This is a genomic window from Desulfoluna sp. CLI2B (genome assembly GCF_056847375.1).
This window is the reverse complement of record NZ_CP186557.1, coordinates 2511833-2529293: the sequence shown is the minus strand read 5'-3', so window position 1 is coordinate 2529293 and position 17461 is coordinate 2511833. Positions and strand designations below refer to the sequence as shown.

14 protein-coding genes, 1 tRNA gene and 2 pseudogenes are annotated in these 17461 nt (G+C 49.7%); 9 read left to right on the top strand and 8 right to left on the bottom strand.

All coding sequences use genetic code 11. The features are described 5' to 3' along the window. Positions 1 to 115: 115 nt before the first annotated feature. The 6 genes from ACOYW2_RS12000 to ACOYW2_RS11975 all read left to right on the top strand — a co-directional run bounded on the left by ACOYW2_RS12000 (position 116) and on the right by ACOYW2_RS11975 (position 6784). Positions 116 to 493, top strand: coding sequence for a hypothetical protein (locus ACOYW2_RS12000; protein ID WP_482770548.1), 378 nt, complete (start codon positions 116 to 118; stop codon positions 491 to 493). Between the two features lie 535 nt (positions 494 to 1028). Further along, positions 1029 to 1988: a hypothetical protein gene (locus ACOYW2_RS11995; protein WP_482770547.1), complete on the top strand. Its 960-nt coding sequence runs from the start codon at positions 1029 to 1031 to the stop codon at positions 1986 to 1988. Between the two features lie 199 nt (positions 1989 to 2187). Next, complete coding sequence (locus ACOYW2_RS11990) at positions 2188 to 3426, top strand: outer membrane beta-barrel protein (protein WP_482770546.1); 1239 nt, start codon at positions 2188 to 2190, stop codon at positions 3424 to 3426. Positions 3427 to 3575: 149 nt separating this feature from the next. After that, positions 3576 to 4112 carry a polysaccharide biosynthesis/export family protein gene (locus ACOYW2_RS11985; RefSeq protein ID WP_482770545.1) on the top strand — a complete coding sequence of 179 codons (537 nt, stop codon included), beginning with the start codon at positions 3576 to 3578 and terminating at the stop codon, positions 4110 to 4112. A 1-nt stretch (position 4113) separates the two neighbouring features. Then, positions 4114 to 6306: a GumC family protein gene (locus ACOYW2_RS11980; RefSeq protein ID WP_482770544.1), complete on the top strand. Its 2193-nt coding sequence runs from the start codon at positions 4114 to 4116 to the stop codon at positions 6304 to 6306. A 393-nt stretch (positions 6307 to 6699) separates the two neighbouring features. Further along, positions 6700 to 6784: transfer RNA gene (locus ACOYW2_RS11975), tRNA-Leu, on the top strand. A gap of 145 nt (positions 6785 to 6929) precedes the next feature. On the opposite strand, the pseudogene ACOYW2_RS11970 reads toward ACOYW2_RS11975, so the two are convergent. The 8 genes and pseudogenes from ACOYW2_RS11970 to ACOYW2_RS11935 form a co-directional block, all read right to left on the bottom strand. Further along, positions 6930 to 7052: pseudogene (locus ACOYW2_RS11970) on the bottom strand (tyrosine-type recombinase/integrase); the annotation flags it as partial. Positions 7053 to 7182: 130 nt separating this feature from the next. After that, entirely contained in the window at positions 7183 to 7350 is a 168-nt protein-coding gene (locus ACOYW2_RS11965; RefSeq protein WP_482770543.1) for a hypothetical protein, read from the bottom strand. A 920-nt stretch (positions 7351 to 8270) separates the two neighbouring features. Beyond that, positions 8271 to 9491 (bottom strand): annotated as a pseudogene (locus ACOYW2_RS11960) (IS256 family transposase). 317 nt (positions 9492 to 9808) lie between these two features. Beyond that, complete coding sequence (locus ACOYW2_RS11955; protein WP_482423107.1) at positions 9809 to 10027, bottom strand: hypothetical protein; 219 nt, start codon at positions 10025 to 10027, stop codon at positions 9809 to 9811. 95 nt (positions 10028 to 10122) lie between these two features. Continuing rightward, positions 10123 to 10359 carry a hypothetical protein gene (locus tag ACOYW2_RS11950; RefSeq protein WP_482770542.1) on the bottom strand — a complete coding sequence of 79 codons (237 nt, stop codon included), beginning with the start codon at positions 10357 to 10359 and terminating at the stop codon, positions 10123 to 10125. A 285-nt stretch (positions 10360 to 10644) separates the two neighbouring features. Beyond that, the gene (locus tag ACOYW2_RS11945) at positions 10645 to 10974 is read right to left on the bottom strand and encodes a nuclear transport factor 2 family protein (protein ID WP_482770541.1); all 330 of its coding nucleotides are present in this window, start codon (positions 10972 to 10974) and stop codon (positions 10645 to 10647) included. 19 nt (positions 10975 to 10993) lie between these two features. Then, entirely contained in the window at positions 10994 to 12121 is a 1128-nt protein-coding gene (locus ACOYW2_RS11940) for an NADH:flavin oxidoreductase (RefSeq protein ID WP_482770540.1), read from the bottom strand. 373 nt (positions 12122 to 12494) lie between these two features. Continuing rightward, positions 12495 to 13094 (bottom strand): TetR/AcrR family transcriptional regulator, encoded by a 600-nt coding sequence (locus ACOYW2_RS11935; RefSeq protein WP_482423103.1) that lies wholly within the window; start codon positions 13092 to 13094, stop codon positions 12495 to 12497. A gap of 1156 nt (positions 13095 to 14250) precedes the next feature. Here ACOYW2_RS11935 and ACOYW2_RS11930 point away from each other — a divergent pair. The 3 genes from ACOYW2_RS11930 to ACOYW2_RS11920 all read left to right on the top strand — a co-directional run bounded on the left by ACOYW2_RS11930 (position 14251) and on the right by ACOYW2_RS11920 (position 17373). Then, positions 14251 to 16272 carry a molybdopterin-dependent oxidoreductase gene (locus ACOYW2_RS11930; protein ID WP_482770539.1) on the top strand — a complete coding sequence of 674 codons (2022 nt, stop codon included), beginning with the start codon at positions 14251 to 14253 and terminating at the stop codon, positions 16270 to 16272. A 154-nt stretch (positions 16273 to 16426) separates the two neighbouring features. Further along, on the top strand, positions 16427 to 16765 hold the full coding sequence (locus ACOYW2_RS11925) for a molybdopterin dinucleotide binding domain-containing protein (protein WP_482771020.1): 339 nt from the start codon (positions 16427 to 16429) through the stop codon (positions 16763 to 16765). Positions 16766 to 16884: 119 nt separating this feature from the next. Further along, a complete protein-coding gene (locus ACOYW2_RS11920) occupies positions 16885 to 17373 on the top strand; it encodes an NADH-quinone oxidoreductase subunit NuoE family protein (protein WP_482770538.1) in 489 nt (162 codons plus the stop codon). The last annotated feature ends 88 nt before the right edge of the window (positions 17374 to 17461 follow it).

The following is a 17461-nucleotide window of genomic DNA, read 5'->3' as shown; positions in this document are numbered from 1 at the left end:
GAACACGCGGGGCAGCCAGGGGCTTTGGGGCCAAATAAGGTGGCCATGGATTCCCAAGGGTAGGCCGGAAACTGCCAAGGGGTGGTCCTCTTCGGCTCTTCCTGATTCCCCGGACTTGGGCAGAATCTGGCTGGAAGCCGCAGGTTTCGCAGAACAGCTGGGGCTTCACGGCTTCCATGTGAAAGTCACAAAATCGGATTCAGGGGCTGTTCTCTTTGAGCGACGGTGGTGTGCTGGCGATGTCACGCCGTTTATGATAGGCGACAAAGAGCCCGGGTTTTTGGCAGGCTTCGTCGTAACCGGTCAAAAAGGACTCCTCATTGAATTACTTTTCGAGGGGGAAGGGGAATCTGACCCTGGTGCCGAAGCCGAAAGGCAAACGGGCGTTGCTTTTTTGAGAGAGCGTCTTGTGGCGTGTATGATTCAATTTGATTTTACCAAAAATGAAGTAAAACAACCTTTTTACGGCAAGTACTATGATAGTTGCTTTTGAGTGATTTTTGTGAAGTGCCAACCTATTATTACTTTGAAAAAACATGTAAAAAAACTTGTGCGATTATGTCTCTTATGTTTAAGTAACTATCTGTTATCCTCCCCCCTTGGTATCGATCAGTATTCATGGCTCGGACTATCATGAATACTCTGTAGTGAAACGCATCAGGATATAACCAGATTCGGCAGCGTTGCCTTTCTTGATCTTAGGCCCGAATTGTATGGGTGTGGTGTATCAATCGTTCTGATAGTGACTTGCTTACTCGGTTACGGGGTATGTTTACCTTCATAGGGTTGTCGCATTATCCCACGGATTTCGCCAGTCTCTTTTGGTGTATAAACTAATGGCTCAGGGATTCCTGATCGCCTTCGCGAAATATCCGGTATAGATACTCGAATTTTTTTGCACTGCTGCCAGTCAATGGGAAATATATCGTCAGATAGTGATGGCGATTAAATAATATAACTTCATTCGGTAGAGTGCTCCGTTTTTCTGGAGCGACCGGCTTATTTAACTCATGCGCCAAGGGGGCACCATGAAAAAGTGGGGTGTAGTCGTTTTATCGGTTTGTTTGGTTTTCGGTTCGGTTTCGTTAAGTTTTGGGGCGCCGGAAGCGGAAGAGATTCCGACTTGGAAGACGGTATTGAGCGATGCCATTAAATTTGGTGGTGTCTCCGACTCCATGATGATGCAGGAAGCCCTGCAGTTTGCCATGACCAACGATGTCTCTTTGTCGGAATTTCTTTCCGAGGTTAACACGATCAATCCCGAAGCCGTCCAGGTTGCACTGACGTCCGGTTTCAAGGTGGTTGACGACAAAAGCGCTGTGATCGCTGCTGCTTCCACCGTCAATGCCGATGTCGGAACCGTTGTGACCGCAGCCATCGCTGCCGATGTTCCGGCTGCCGACATTGTTTCAGAGACCGTCAAGGCAGATCCCTCATCGGCAGGAAAGGCCGTTGCAGCAGCCATTGCCGCCAATGCATCCGCTACCGAGGTCGTAACTGCTGCCGTGACGGCGGATCCTTCCACAACCGGTGACGTAGTTGCAGCTGCGGTTGGCGCCAATGCAATGGCGGGAGATGTTGTGGCTGCCGCCGTAAAAGCAGATTCAACAACTGCGGGCACAGCGGTTACCGCCGCTCTTGATGCCGGTGCCCAGGCAGATGAGGTTGTCTCATCTGCAGTCGTCTCGGATCAATCCGTCTCAAGCGAGGTGGTGGCCGCGGCCATCAACGCAGGTGAGAACGTCCTTGAGGTTGTGGGCAGCGCCATGGAGGCCGGTGCGACTTCAGACCAAATTACCGTGGGGGCCACTGAGGCAGGAATGACAGTGGACGCTGCACAAGTTGCTATGGATACGGCCACTGAAGCTCAGACCTTTACCACGAAATCTGATGACGATGGCTCGGAGATAGATATCGACGATACTCCGGTCACTCAGCCTCCCGTTACCATCGATAATCCGCCCTCCGAGGATGTTAGCCCCAACTAAACCATGGCGATCTTGCCAAAGACCGGAAACATGGGGCTTGGATTCCCGCTGTCACATTCGCTCTCTTATAGGCGGGCAGGGGAAATGCATCACGGTATAAGGCTCAATATGAAAGACGCGACGTGGTAGCTGTCTTGTTTATCGCGGAAATGATTTTGAGGTCGGTTTTCAGCCTTTACCATAAATAATAGGTGAAAAAGTGAAACGAACGAAGTGGATAGGGTTCGGATTTGGGATTGTGGTGTTTCTGTTGATGGCCGCGTCTGGGTGGTGTGATCTTTACTCTCAAGAGATGTTCGGGCTTGAGTCGGATGTGATTCATCCTTTTATCTCCTTTTCCGGGGAATACACGGATAACGTGTTTGCCACCAACGACGACGAAGAAGATGACTTGATCAGCTACATCACCCCGGGGGTATGGCTGGCCCTTCCCGGTGCCGATGCCGAGGTGATCAACATTGCTGCTTCCAGCTCCGTACCGGGCGGCATGGCCCAGACCCGGTTTCAGAATGAAGAGATGGGCAGGTACCAGGGCTTTTTCAGATATGCTCCGACCTTCGAGAATTATTTGGATTTCGATGAGCGGGATTTTATCTCCCATAAACTCGATGCCTATGCGGCCTGGAACCTTGCCGGGGGCCTCTCCTTTGAATTGATGGATCAATACCAGGACTCCCGGGATGCCGTAGAAGAAGAGACGGACAGTGCTGAGTATAACAATAACCTGCTGGCGCTGACCACCTCCTATGCCATCAGCGATAAGCTGAAAGCGCGGTTGGATTTGGGCTACTACGATGTGAACTATAACTCTGACGCCCCGGAAAAAGATCGTAAAGACTTGTATGCAACGGGCTTTGTCCTTTTCGATATCCGGCCCAAGACGACGCTCTTCGGCGAGATCTCCCATACGGATATCGATTACGATACGAAAGATTTTGACAGTACGGAATTCAAGGTGTTTGCAGGGGTCAAATACGATGCCAGCGAGCGTATCAACGCCATGGGTAAAATTGGTTACATAAACAAGGACCTCGATGACCTCGATGAGACTGATGACACCATCGGTCTTGAGGCCTTTGTCAGTTACGACCTGAGTGACCGAATCGACCTTTGCGCCAACGCGAAAAGAGGGAATGAAGAAACCACCACCAGCCGTTTTGTCACGGAAAGTATGTTGAGCGTTTCGGGAACCTATAGTCTGACGTCGCGTATCAATTCTGCGCTGCGCCTCTCTGTCTCCGAGGAAGAGTATAAGAAAATCGACAGGGACGACACCACCTATACGGTCTCACCGTCGGTTAAGTATCAGTTTAACAAGCGAATCTACGGAAGCCTCGCTTATATGTATACGGACAGAAGCGCTTCCGGCCGAGACAAAAGTGACCAGAGTGATTACACGGAAAACAGCGTGATGTTGACCGTAACAGCCTCGATGTAAGGGCAAAACGGGGCTGAGGGGAATAAAGGGGCCGGCGTGTGAATGGCTCCTTGAAGAATATGCCTTAACACGCCGGTTGGTTTGGTTTTTCCCTTAGCCCTTGCCCGAACATCCCCCCCACACGACATTTTTTATTATCGAAGGGAATTATGAGAAATACAGCAGTGCTATTGATTCTTATTTTCTTACTTGGTCCTCTTTGTCCGGCTTTAGCGCAAAATTTCCGGGTCGGCAAAGGGGATTTGTTGTCTATCAAGGTGTATGAGCACGAAGATTTGAGTATGAATGTACGGGTGAGTGCCGACGGCACCATCAAGATGCCTTTTGTAGGCAGCGTAAAGGTGAGTGGGCTGACCGGGGAAGAGATTTCCGAGCACCTGATGCGGCTGTACGTGGATGAAGAGTATCTGGTGAACCCTCAGATCAATGTCTTTATCGATGAGTACCGCAGCCGTAAAGCCAATATCCTTGGGCAGGTGACTGAACCGGGGCGTTACGAGATCGACGAGGACACTTCCATCATGGTCCTTGTCACCATGGCCTCTGGGTTCACGCGCAGGGCGTATAAGAAAACGGCTCAGGTCATCCGCCGGGTCGACGGGGAGAAGCAGATTCTCGAAGACGTTGATATGGGTGAGAAAGTAATCCCCGGAGACATCATTGTGATACAGGAGAGTTTTTTCTGATATGGAAGAAAGAGAGATCCACTTACGCGATTACTGGCGGGTGATTCAAAAGCGGCGGCTGACTGTCCTGACTTTTTTTATTTTAACTCTGGTCCTGACGATCATCGGGGTGTTTACCTCCAACCTGGAACCTACCTGGGAAGCCACGACCCGGCTCCTGATCGAAAAAAACGAAAGCTCTTCACCCATCATAGAGTCCCAGGGCTATGTGCGCTGGGACCCCCAGTTCCTTGAAACCCAGTTTCAGATCATTCGAAGCAAGCCTGTAGCCGTTAAGGTGGTGGAGAGGTTGGGGCTTGCCACGCGCTATGGTTCCTGGTTTCTGGAGACAGATGAAGAAAAGGGCTCGTTGTGGGAAGACGCCGTTTCGTGGGGCAGGGACGTGATGAAATCATTTTCCGCCACGGAAGGGCAGGACCAGGGGCTGGAAGGGGGCGCCGTTACCGATGTTGATATTATTGCCAAGATCTTGATCGAAGAACTGAAGATCAAGCCAACCAAAGACAGCAAGATCGTCAACATCAGCTATGAGTTCGACAACCCGGTTATTGCATCCATGGTGGTGAACGCTTTTACCCGCGCCTACATGGATGAGCTCCTTGAAATGCGTATGAAAGCCACCGGGTATACCGTAGAGTGGATGAGTAAGAAGGCCGAAGAACAGCGAAAGCAACTTGAAGCCGCGGAAAAGGCCCTGAACGCCTACATGCGCCAACAGGACATCGTGGCCATCGAAAACAATATCAACATCGGGCCCCAGCGTGTTAACGAACTCTCCGCCAAAATGACTGTTGAGGAGACCCGCAAAGAAGAGCTTCGGGCCATTAGCGAGAGGCTGCGTACTGTCACAACCGAAGAGGCCCTTACCGTTCCGGCTGTTTCAGATGATGAGGCCATTCAGGATATCCGCCGTGACCTGGTCAAAGCAGAACAGACCATCCTGGAGCATTCCAAAAAGTACGGGCGACGTCATCCGGTGATGATCCGCAGCACCAATGAGCTTGCCCTCCTTCAAGACAAGCTCGCCACAGAAACCAAGCGGGTGATCCGGTCCATCCAGAACAACTATGAGATGGCCCGTGAAAATGTGAAAAACCTTAAGGCACAGCTTCTGGCTGCCAAGAGCGAGGCCATCACTCTGAGCGAGAAATATGTGCAGTACAAGATTCTCAAACGGGATGTGGAGACCTATCGCCACCTGTACAACGCCCTTATCGCTAAAATCAAAGAGCAGACCCTTTCTGAAGAGGTTCAGACAGTCAGTGTCTGGACCGTTGAGGCGGCTGTCCCCCCTGTGGAGCCGGTGGATACGCATCGTGCCCGCAACCTCCTGCTCGGGGTGCTGCTCGGGCTGTTCGGCGGCGTCGGGCTCGCCTTTTTTGTGGAGTACCTGGACAACACCGTTAAGTCTGTTGAGGAAGTCGAAGAGCGTTTTGAGTTGCCTGTGCTCAGCGTGGTGTCTCAAATGGATGCCAAGGAAGGGCGTATCGAGACGGTTCTGAAAGAGGCTCCTTTGTCCAGTGTTTCAGAGAGCTACAAGTCCCTGAGGGTGGCCCTGATGCTCACGAGTAAAGACACCCCGCCCCAGAGGATTCTTTTTACCAGTATGGCCCCGGCAGACGGAAAGACCACCACCGCCGTAAACCTGGCTACGGCCCTTGCCAACAGCGGGAAAAAGGTGCTGATTATCGACGGGGACCTGAGGAAGCCCAACCTTGGAAATCTGTTGGGTCTTACCAGCGAAGTGGGCCTCAGCTCCTACCTGAGCGGCAACAGCGATGAATCCGTTGTTGTAAAGACAGATGTCGAGAACCTCCATGCGGCCCTGGCCGGACCGGTCCCGCCCTTGCCTTCGGAACTCCTCAGCTCTGAGCGTCTCAAGGCCTTTCTGGACTCAATGTCGAAGGTCTACGATATGGTGGTGATTGACTCGCCTCCCGTCATGCCTGTTTCGGACAGCCTGATCCTGAGCCGCCTTGTGGATACCACGGTGGTGGTGGTACGCGCCGGTAAGACCACCTACGACATGCTGGACCGCGGTCTCAAGGCCATGGAGCATGTGGGGGCTGACGTAAAGGGCCTGGTGATTAACGGGGCAGGGAAGAAAAACGGCGGTTACTACTATTATGGTTATGGCGCTTATTACGGGGGCTATACCTACGGAGGGGATGACAGGCAGAAGGCGTGTGGGTAAACAGATCAATTGCTTATACGGGTGCCGGGTGACCTCCCGGTGATTCCATTAAAAAAGCGGAATGCATGTTTCATGCATTCCGCTTTGCTTTTAAGGCCAAGCCGTTCGGAGGTGAGCTATGGCAGTAGACCCTCGCTGAACGGCTTGCAGGGGACCGTATGGCTGCCACCATCAGTCACACCTGTCTATACACTACCGTAAAATGGGGGAGGGGTCAACGTGAAATTCAAGGTTGGCGCACTTTTCAGGGATTGGCCCACCTTGGTACGGAATGACGTGAAAGGGTAAAAAACGGGTTGACAGCATGCTGCTGGGACTGTATAAAAACGTGGTTTTTCAGACCCTCATTGATCGTTGCAAATGGAAATGAGGTCCTGTATAAATTAACAACATGCCGAAGTGGTGGAATTGGTAGACACGCTAGACTTAGGATCTAGTGCCGCAAGGCGTGGGAGTTCAAGTCTCCCCTTCGGTACCAATGATAAATACAAAGGGTTACGGTGAGGTCGCCGTAACCCTTTTTTTGTCCCCAGAGCCCGTCTGCGACACTTTTGCGACACTTGTCCGTTTCTCAAAAATCCCTCAAATTGGTGCATCGCGTCGACAGCCTCCTCGTCCGATACAAAATTGTATCTGTCGAACATCTCCCGGGTCGAGTGAGCTGTGATTTTCATGATGACCGTCTCATCTACTCTCGCTCGTCTCATGTTTGTTATGAAGGTGTGGCGAAGGTCGTGGAAGGTGATTCAGTCTTTTGATTTTCTACCGTAGGGGATGTCTGTGAGCTTGCAGGCCTTTTGCAGTGATCCGCGGATGTCTTTTACAGGGAGAGACTTGTAAAGGAGGGTATAATCTGTGTGTAGGTGCCGGGGAAGATCAAGGAAGATTTCCAGAAGAGGGGAGGGGGTGAAAACGAGCCTCATCATCTTTCGTGATATCATCATCAACGGTAATCTTCCGACGCTTCAGGTTTACAATCTCATTTCTCTGCATGCCGATGTAATAGCCCGTGGCCCAGATGCTGTTTAGTATGGGGGCACTCATTGCTCTTTTCCTTTTGGCGGACGTCCCTTGCCGTACTTGGGGTCATTCTCTATAGATACCCTGATATCATGGAGAGCCGAACGAGCCGCGGCCAACTTTTCAGCAGCATCTTGGGCGTCCTCCCTGCAATGGAACTCGATTGATCAAGCTTCGCAGCTCTGTTTTTCAAGGCTTTCCCGATCTTTTGTGAGTTGACGATCGATTTTCTTATGTCGTCGTTTGTCGTGGGCGGAAAAATGGACCACCAAAGCCCTTATTCGGCGCCATAGAGAGTTACCGCTGCTTCCTGTTACCGATAAAGCCGCTGGACTATTGGTCGCCTGATCTTGGGAGAGCTTGCCGATATGGATCCAAGCATCCTCACCTCTTTCCGTCGCTCCTCGTATGGCCTAGCAGCGGTTGCTGGGCAGGAAGACGAGTGATGAACTTGATATTGTCACCGCGGAAACGTCGAGGATATTCTGTCCGATGAGCATGGCCGAGCCTGCCACATAAACCGAAGCACCGGTTCCAATGCCATGTTTAGTCAGGTGCGTTGAGATCTGGTTAGTAGTTTCGTTATTGAGCTTATTATCACTGGCACTCCCGTCTCTCACGGGTATGTTTCGGTCGGTGCAAAGAAGCGAGATCATAAGTTGCTTCAAGTCCGGTCTGTGATCTTGAAGATCGTTTGGGTTCATCGGTGCCCCCAGAAGACAGTAGAGATCCTGAGATGAGTAATAATCTGCCAATCGGTACAATGGCGTTCGGAACGACAATGTATCCATGATAAGGGGGAACAGGAAACAGGTTACGGCCTATATCCACTTGCACCTCGCTATCAATAAGGGTGTTGAAAGTGCGTTGCGTCCATGAGGGGTTTAAACTCATTGGCCGTGATGATCGAGACTGTCAAATAAACTGTGTATCTGGCGTTTAAATCAAAGAGGGACTCTCCCCTCAAATACAATCGAAAAATAGTTGAGAGCAGCAGCCCAGTCCCTGATGGGGCGCGACCACTTCTCAGAAGCCTTTAATATCGCCAGATACAGAACCTTTCGCACTGAATCCTCTGTTGGAAAAGCTGCCCGTTTCTTTGTAATTTTCTTCAATGATGCGTTCAAAGATTCGATAGCATTTGTCGTATAAATGACTTTACGTATCGGTTCTGGGTAACGGAAGAACGGCGCTATATTTTCCCATTTAGAACGCCATATTTGGCCGATAATTGGGAACCTTTCTCCCCACTCTTGCTCAAATTGATCCAAAGCTCTCAAACCAGCGTCTTCTGTGGGTGCAGTGTAGATTTCCTTTAAACTCTTTACGACGTTCTTTCGCTCTTTCCAACCAACGTATCTCAAAGAATTACGCACCATATGAACGATACAGAGCTGGACTTCCGTCTGAGGAAAGACGTTCCCAATGGCTTCAGGAAAGCCCTTTAAGCCGTCAACACAAGCGACCAAAATATCTTTTACCCCTCGGCTTTGAAGCTCAGTGAGGATGCCAAGCCAAAATTTTGCACCCTCAGCCTCTCCAATCTAGAGGCCAAGAAGCTCTTTGTTACCTTCAAGGTTTACACCCAATGCCAGATAAACAGCTCGATTTTCAACATGGCTGCCTTTACGAATCTTTAGATATATTGCATCCAGGTAAACGATGGGGTAGACCGTATCCAACGGACGAGACTGCCACTGGCGAACATCATCTATGACGCTGTCGGTCACATTGCTGATCAGTGTCGGGGATACTTCAACACTATAGAGATCTTTGAGATGGCCCTGGATCTCTCTCACTGTCATTCCGCGAGCATATAGTGCAATGACCTTGTCATCAAACCCTGGAAGCCTTTTTTGGCGCTTTCTGACTAACTGAGGTTCGAAATCACCATCTCGATCCCTGGGAACCTCAATATCAAGTGAACCTCGATTCGTTACAATTGTCTTTTTTGTATTGCCATTACGGACGTTTGTCGAGCGACTCTTTTGGCGTTCATTCTTCTGGTAGCCGAGATGATCGGTCAGCTCGCCTTCCAAGGCGCGTTCCACAAGGCGTTTGGTTAAATCCTCAAGAAGTCCATCTTTATTAAATAGTTCTTTAGGGTCTTCATCTTTGAGCAACTCATCTAAAAGTGCATCTATACGACTCTGCTTTTTGGCCATGGTGACATTCTCCTTTCAGGAGGTTAATACCACAGCCAGATACACAGATAAATTTACACTCTCTGATGATCCGGTTCCTGTGTTCCTTGATTATTTCGGCAGCATTTTTGAGAGATTCAGAAACGGGCGCAAGGCCTCATAGGAGACCTTGTCGTTATCGGCCGTTTTCTTCATTTTCTTAAATTTCACTGTCCTGAGGCCTGCTCTACAAGGCAGAGTTCATGACAGTGGCTTTGTTAAGGTGAACGATGAAGCTACAAACAGCTCCTCCATAGTTGTCTTGAATGAGCATCTTGGGGGTGATAGTTTTTACACACTTAAAATACCCCATTGGCATTTCTGATTTTACCGCCTTTTAGCAAATTATAGAATCGCATGGATGTATCAAGTGGTTGAATCGAGTCCCAGTGTTCTACAATTCTACCGTTTTTAAGCCTCCACGTATCTATGATGTTCATCCCTTTCCGGTCATTTCCTCGATCCTTTTCTTTTAGTGTTGCATGTGGTTGAAAAATTCCCATTGATTTAGCATCCACGTAATTGTTTTCCTCATACGTGTAAATCTGGATAAATCCTTGAACAAATTTTTCCGGAACTGCTGCCAGGCGCTGTGATTGTTCAGAAATTTCTGTTAGTAGTTGTCTGAATCGTCGTTATATTTCTCCAAAACATAGTCAAAGTTGTGATTGTTCATTAGGTTTTGTACAAAATCCGTAATCAGTTTTGCGTTTTCTGTTTCTTGTTCTGACCAGCTTTCTCTCTGCAGGGATTCGAAATTTATAGCTAATTTCTCTGACTGTGCGTGAATATCGGTTGAAAAGGCAACGCAACTCACAATAAAAAATGATATTATGATGATTTTCCACATAATTATTTCCTCTTAAAATATAGATGTATATTTCTACTGACCAATGCCACGTAATGCATGCCAGGCTAAGCTATTAGTAGATTTTGAAATTTATGGATTCTATCTTTAGCCCACATGGCAAATGGAATAACTGGTTAGAAAACCCCATTTGTGTTAAGCACTGCACCACCTGTGATCCAGTAATACAAACGCATAAAACTATCGAGAGGCTGAACCGCATCCCAGTGCTCCGTTAACTTTCCGTCTTTAACAAGCCAGGTATCAATAATATTGAACCCTTTTCGATCATTTCCCCGATGTTTTTGCACGGTTCGCTGCAGTCGAATGCAGAATGACATAGTCACCGTCGACAAAAATGTTTTTTACTTCATAGGAAAAGTCCGGAAATCGCTTTGCAAGGGTGCTGACAGAATTAACCACCCCCTCAATGCCATCTTCCATGCTTCGATTATGCTGGATGTAAGTGGCATTTGAATACTGCTGTTCAATGAGTTCAAAATTGTGATCATTCATCAGGTGTTGTACGAATGAAAGGACAGTTTCAGCTTTTTCCTTTTGGGCCGGTGACCAGTGATCTTTTACGAATGAGTTCATCGTGTTGCGAATAGTCTCCATGGCTTCCTCCTTTTTGAGATTATGATTTATTTTCAAGTGACTTTAGGAACTTCATCGTTTCTTTTTGTGCTGCTTTTTCTTCCTTTCCTAATTCAAAAAAGCAAATTGTGCCGTTTGGGTTATAGCACCCATTACAGGCTATACATGCAGCATCCTGCCTGTCGCCTGCCATCCACCTTTCGACAAGTTCCGGTTCACGAATCAGGGGGCGTGACATGGATATTGCCGCTATGTTTGTTTCTGAAAGAATACGATCAATAGTATCAATATTTCTGAGCCCACCGACAAGAATAACCGGAACAGATACGTTGTTGGCCACTTTTTCCGCATATTCGAGATGATAGGCTGTATGTTTTTTTGATCGGCTTGGTGCGTGTTTACCAGTCAGGGTTCCGCCGCTTACCTCAATGGCATCGATTCCATTTTTTGCTAATTCGTTTACAATTAAAAGAAAATCCTCTTCTTTTAACCCTTCATCTGTTGGATGAAAGTCTGAACAATTCAGCTTGACCCAAACAGGGTAGTCTTTTCCGCATTTTGCTTTAATTTCGTTTAATATTTCGACAAGAATACGGGCATTTTTAACAGGTGAACCACCATAGTCATCTGTTCTTTTATTAAAAGCCGGACTTAAAAATTTGTAATAAGGTGAACCATGAATCTGCACACCGTCAAATCCAGATTTTTTAGCTATTAAAGCAGCGTTGCTAAATTCTGTAATAAACTCTCCTATCTGTTGGTTCGTAAATGACAGAGGGGTAATACCACTGACAGGATCAGCTACCTCTGAAGGACCATAGACCTGCCCCTTTGGCGGAGATAATAGTTGAGAACCTGAATGGTTGATTTGAGTCACGATTTTAGATCCATGTTGATGAACGGTTTCGGTTAATTTTTGTAATCCTGGCAGTGAGGCCTCATTCAAAGCCACCGTTCCTTTACTGTGGTGGTCGGTTTCTGAAAAAACATGGTACCCCGTGATGATGAGCCCTACATGACCTTTAGCAAGATTACGATACGTATCTAACAACAGGTCACTGACCTGGCCGTTCTTTGCGGTCCCTTCATGAGTGGCTGATCGAAAAATCCTGTTTTTCACTTCAATGCCACCTACACTGGTTTTTTCAAATGTTGATTTTGTTTTCATTTTCATTCCTTGTTTATTGATTTTGTACTGTTTGCTTAGTGATTGGCGAAATTCATGAAAGGCATAAACCCTCACCTAAAGAACTGCCTCGTCATGACCTCGAAACTTATTTTTCATATCATTTTCTCCTTAACCTCAATGTTATAGTAGACCGGTCGTCTTGGTTCTTGCGCTAAAAAAAATCTATCAACAGTTCGCTTCCATCAATAAATTTTTTTAGCAATTCAATAAGCCCTGAATCAACCTGTGGTGTTGCTTGTGTAGTGTACGACAGGTACGCCGTGAAACAAGCGCCCTTGGAGTGCGCCTCCTTGCAACCCCTTGGTTGACCCGGTGCTTGCAACGTTTTTATTTCTGAATTGGAAATGGGGCACTAATTATTCTTAAAAAGAACATCTAACATGTGATCAAGGGCGTTTCGGGCAGATGCGGTGTCACCCTCCACTTTCATTCGTAACAACGCCCCTTCCCACTGATTTAAAAACAACATAGATAGTTGCTCAGCAGTGAGGTCATTTCGAATGCTACCAGAATCCTGACCCTTTTGTATCAATCCGGTCATTCTGTCCTGCCATGCCTTGAAAGCATATTTTAATGCAGTCTCGCAGAGTTTACTCTGCCCGCCTATTTCTGCTGAAAGATCGCCAATAAGACATCCTTTGAGGCACTGTTGCTCATCTGCACTGTCCAAAACATGGAGATACATGGTCTTGATTATTTCCAATTCATCCCCGTCACTTTCTTCGACATAAAGATCAAACTGCTCCATCATAGCATTGTTATATGTCCGGATAACCTCGACGGTAAATTGCTCTTTGCTTTTGAAGTAATTATAAAATGAACCTTTCGGTACCTTAACAGCGTCGAGTATTACCTTAAGGCCAGTCCCGTGATATCCATGCTCCGACAGAAGTTCGATACCCTGCTGAAGAATTCTTTCTCTTTTATCGTTATGTTGTTTTTTTTGTGCCATGGAATGTAGCATACGACCGGTCGTCTTGTTTGTCAAACGATTTTTCTAAAATGGCTTTGTCTGAAAACGACCGTACATGCGCATTTTGTCATTTTGTAATCATGACGTATCACAAAACTAAAGAGAATAGAGGGTCGCCACGTCTAATATTTTGATTTTATGATGTTTGTTGTGGCTTGGTGTGATGAAAATTCGGGGCTTAGGATATGGTGCCGCAAGGCGTAGGAGTTCAAGTCTCCTCTTCGGTACCAAACAATAAAAAGGGGTTACGACTATTCGGTCGTAACCCCTTTTTATTGTTTTTGAGACCGCGTGCGACACCCGCACAGTCGGTTCACATGGTCCTTTAACCTTGGTGTGTCGTGTCGATTACCTCAACATTGAGGCTGTCTTGTCAAAGGTGGGCACGCTTCGTTTTGCCCATCGGGGGGGGGTACTGTCTGAAAAATGGTAAATTAGGTACTATTTTTGATATTGTACTTGATGGATGTGTTTCACGCCTATTTCCCTGGCAAACCAACATAATAGCCCTGGTATCTTTTGTGTTGGATGGTATAATGAACACAAAAAATAGTATTGGTATTTTTGAAATAAAGTTTTTAGTTGTATCATCTGTTTGACCGTCCGGCCCCAATCCCACCCAATGGCCGGACCGGTTATGCCTCGCAAGGGGGAGGAGGCGCTCATGGCAATTCATAAAGGCATGAGAAACATGTCGTGGGATGAATGTTGTATTCCAGTCACCCGTACGTCAGGCCACGCCACAACGCATCATATCGTCATGATGCACAATTTCACAGAAGACGGACTGTACTTTGAATCCAAGGATCCTGTAGGGCCCTGTACCCACGCCATTCAAACTACGGCAGGCAGCCTGCCTGCAGATACTATATTTACGGTAACCACGGTGTCACAAAATCGGCCATGACGTTGCCAATGCCTATCGTTTCGGATTGATCTTCCCTGTTTTTGTCTTCTTCGTCCCCATTCTCATTCCATTTTAGCTCCGACGTTCTGATTTGGACCCGCCTTGATCCCGCAGTCCCTGAGATCGGTCCCCGATAAGGGCTCACCCTTTTTGTCTGTTTATTTTTTTGCAGGCAAAGAGGCTGCCGCGAAACCAGGAAACAAAGGGGAGTGGCTTTTGGAATCAACGGTGATCTCAATAAACGGAAAGAAAATCGGTTGCCCGGTCGGGACATCCGTTCTCGAGGCTGCGGAATCGGCTGGGATCTATATTCCGAGGCTTTGTTATCACCCGGAATTGAAACCCCATGGAGCCTGTCGCATGTGCCTTGTTGAGGATGAGCACAGCGGAAGGCTGCTGGCCTCGTGCGTCACCCCGGTCTTAGGCGGGATGAGCGTGCAGACGGACACAAAGGGCGTTTTGCGACACAGGCGTAATATCGTGCGGCTGATGATAGCCGAGCATCCGGAATCCTGTGTGGTCTGCAGCAAGGGCAACAGGTGCCAGCTCCGACGGGTTGCGGCCGAGCTCGGGGTGGGGGAGCCGGAGCTGTATCCCATGCCCAATGCCAATGAACTGGATGAGTCGAACCCCTTTATCGTTCGGGACCTCTCCAAGTGCATCCTGTGTGGGCGATGCATCAGGGGCTGCAAGGAGCTCGTTGCCCAGGGCACCATCGACTACAGCTTGCGTGGATTTGATTCACGTCCGGCAACGCTCCATGGCCACCCGTTGACCGAGTCGTCCTGTACATTCTGCGGGACCTGCGTTTCCCTGTGCCCCACTGGGGCCCTGTCCCAGAAAAAGAGCGTGTTTGCCGGGACCCCGGAGCGCGAGCATGACACGATCTGCGGTTTTTGCGGCGTGGGCTGTTCTCTTTCCCTGGGCGTTTTCGGCAGCAGGGTTGTGGAGGCGGGCCCTGCCCGTTCAAGGGAAAGCGTCAACGGCGTCACCCTGTGCGTCAGGGGGCACTTTGTCCATGACTACCTGAACTCAACGCACCGACTCCTTCGCCCGAGGGTGAGGAAGGCCGGAGAACAGGCTTCGGTCCCATGGGATGAGGCTGTGTCGGCTGTATCTGAAAAGCTCCTTGAGATCAGGGACAAGCACGGTGCTTCGTCCATCGGCTTTTTCGGCTCCACCAAATGCACGAATGAGGAGAATTACCTTTTCCAGAAAATGGCAAGGGGGATACTCGGAACACACAACATCGACAACGGGGGCGGTTTCTGCGGTCGAAACCGGTTGGCTGATTTTTTCAGGAAAACCCGTGGCATCTTCGGGCCTGCCCGGCTTTCCGATATGGAAACAGCTGAGGTCATCGTCATGGCCGGGGCCGATCAGGGGGAAACCGTCCCGGTTGCGAGTTACCACGTGAAAAGGGCCGCACGAAACGGGGTCCCGCTCATCGTGATGGACAGCCTGGCCTCGGATTTTACATCCCTTTCGACACGCTGGCTAAGGCCATTACCCGGTAGCGGGCATCTGGGGCAGGTGATGCATGCCCTCTCCGCCCTGGTGCTCAGCCACAGCAACACCCATCGAGACGGCATCGCCGGGTTGGTCGATAATTTGGGTGATTTTGAACGGGACGTTAGCCTCCTTGACATCGAAACGATGTGCCGCACAGCAGGCGTGGGCGTTGAAGTGCTCAAGGAGGCCGCAGAAATCATCGCAGGCCGCCGGGTTGTGTTGGTTGCCGGGTGCGAGGTGTTGGAGGCCGACGACGGGGGCTCGGCGCTGAATGCCCTGATCAATCTTGCCCTTGTCTCAGGAGACCCGGGACGCTCGCCTGCAGGGGTATGGTTCTCAACACGTGAGAACAACCTGTTGGGTGCATGGGCGATGGGCACGGATTTTTCTCCTGACGCGGGGCTGAGCATGGTCGGCATGATTGAAGCCGCTGAAAAAGGCGACTTAAAGGCGCTCTACATCATGGGGGAGAACCCCCTTCGGGCCATGCCCCAGCAGCAGAGGGTGAAGGCGGCCCTTGAAAACCTCGAGCTTGTGGTGGTGCAGGATATCCTTGAAACCGAAACCGTGAACATCGCGGATGTGGTGCTTCCCGGAGCAGCCCCAGCTGAAAAAACCGGATCGTTACTGGAAGGAAGAGTTCAGCCTTACCCCTGCGGTGCCTCCTCCGGGGGAAGCCAAGGCCGATCTCGATATCCTGGGCCTGGTTGCAAAAGGGCTGGGATACCGTGGAGATGACTTGGGGTTGGAGGCGGTTCGGGTCGAGATCAAAGGCCTTGCCCCATTGTGGGCACGTGACGAGAGTCCCGTAGAGAACCATGGAGACGATGCCAGGATATCTTTTCAGCCCATCGCATATGCGGAAGGGACGGACGATCCGGCTTATCCCTTCATGATGGTTGCAGGATCCCGAAGGCTTCACGCAGGCAGCGGAACACGGACATCTCACTCGGAACGGATCAGGACGGCAGGAGAGGGCGGGGCCATGGAAATTTCCGAAGCGGATGCCGGGATGCTCGGCCTTCGGGAGGGAGACCCGGTGCGGATTGAATCCCGCCATGGGGCCATAGAAAGACGCGTTGTTATCGCGTCGGACATGGCCAAGGGCGCGGTGCTTATCCCCAGGGGCTTTTGGGGCAACGACGTCATGAATCTTTTTCCCCTTTCGCAAGCGGGGGGGAAGGGGGGGATGTCGTGCAGGGTAAAGATAGAACGGGTGAATAGGGGATAGTGAATGGTGAGTGGTAAGTAGTGAGTAGGGAGTGGTGAATAGGTCAGGGGGAGTATGGACGTGGGGGACGTTGAAGAGCATTTAGCGATTTGATCAAGAAAAGGGGCGCGGAGGTGCCGATGGAACCAAGGAAGATAGACTGGGAAACGCTTTCGGCGATTATCGAGAAGCACCGGGGGGAAAGGTGGGGGCTTATCCCGCTTCTGCAGGAGGTGCAGGAAGCGCTGGGCTACATTCCGCCGGAGGCCATTGCCCCCATCGCCTCGGCGTTGAAGCTCTATCCCAGTGAGGTGCAGGGGGTGATCGAATTTTATGCCGGTCTGAGCCTGAAACCCAAGGGCAAGCATGTCTTCAAGGTCTGTCGCGGCACCGCGTGCCACGTCAAGGGGAGCCGGAGCATTCTTGCCATCATGAAAAAGGAACTCGGCCTCGATGAAGGGGAGACAAGCCCTGATTACAAATATTCCCTTGAAACCGTCGCCTGTCTCGGGGCCTGTTTTCTCGCCCCGACCATGATGGTGAACAAGGAGTACATGGGCAGGCTGTCCCCCAGGAAGATCGAATCTGTTTTAGCGCACTTTACCGAAAGCAAGGAAGAGGAATCGTGATTGTTCGGTAAAAATAGTTGGTTACGATACCGGTGGAGAAGCCACCGATCGAGAATCGACACAGTTAGGCTGGGATAACCTGCCGTGC

Coding starts and splice junctions, on each gene's coding strand:
- ACOYW2_RS11980 (WP_482770544.1), top strand. CDS start 4,114: ATGGAAGAAAGAGAGATCCACTTACGCGATTACTGGCGGGTGATTCAA.
- ACOYW2_RS11995 (WP_482770547.1), top strand. CDS start 1,029: ATGAAAAAGTGGGGTGTAGTCGTTTTATCGGTTTGTTTGGTTTTCGGT.
- ACOYW2_RS11935 (WP_482423103.1), bottom strand. CDS start 13,094: ATGGCACAAAAAAAACAACATAACGATAAAAGAGAAAGAATTCTTCAG.
- ACOYW2_RS11940 (WP_482770540.1), bottom strand. CDS start 12,121: ATGAAAACAAAATCAACATTTGAAAAAACCAGTGTAGGTGGCATTGAA.
- ACOYW2_RS11965 (WP_482770543.1), bottom strand. CDS start 7,350: ATGAGTGCCCCCATACTAAACAGCATCTGGGCCACGGGCTATTACATC.
- ACOYW2_RS11950 (WP_482770542.1), bottom strand. CDS start 10,359: ATGTGGAAAATCATCATAATATCATTTTTTATTGTGAGTTGCGTTGCC.
- ACOYW2_RS11945 (WP_482770541.1), bottom strand. CDS start 10,974: ATGGAGACTATTCGCAACACGATGAACTCATTCGTAAAAGATCACTGG.
- ACOYW2_RS11920 (WP_482770538.1), top strand. CDS start 16,885: ATGGAACCAAGGAAGATAGACTGGGAAACGCTTTCGGCGATTATCGAG.
- ACOYW2_RS11925 (WP_482771020.1), top strand. CDS start 16,427: ATGATGGTTGCAGGATCCCGAAGGCTTCACGCAGGCAGCGGAACACGG.
- ACOYW2_RS11985 (WP_482770545.1), top strand. CDS start 3,576: ATGAGAAATACAGCAGTGCTATTGATTCTTATTTTCTTACTTGGTCCT.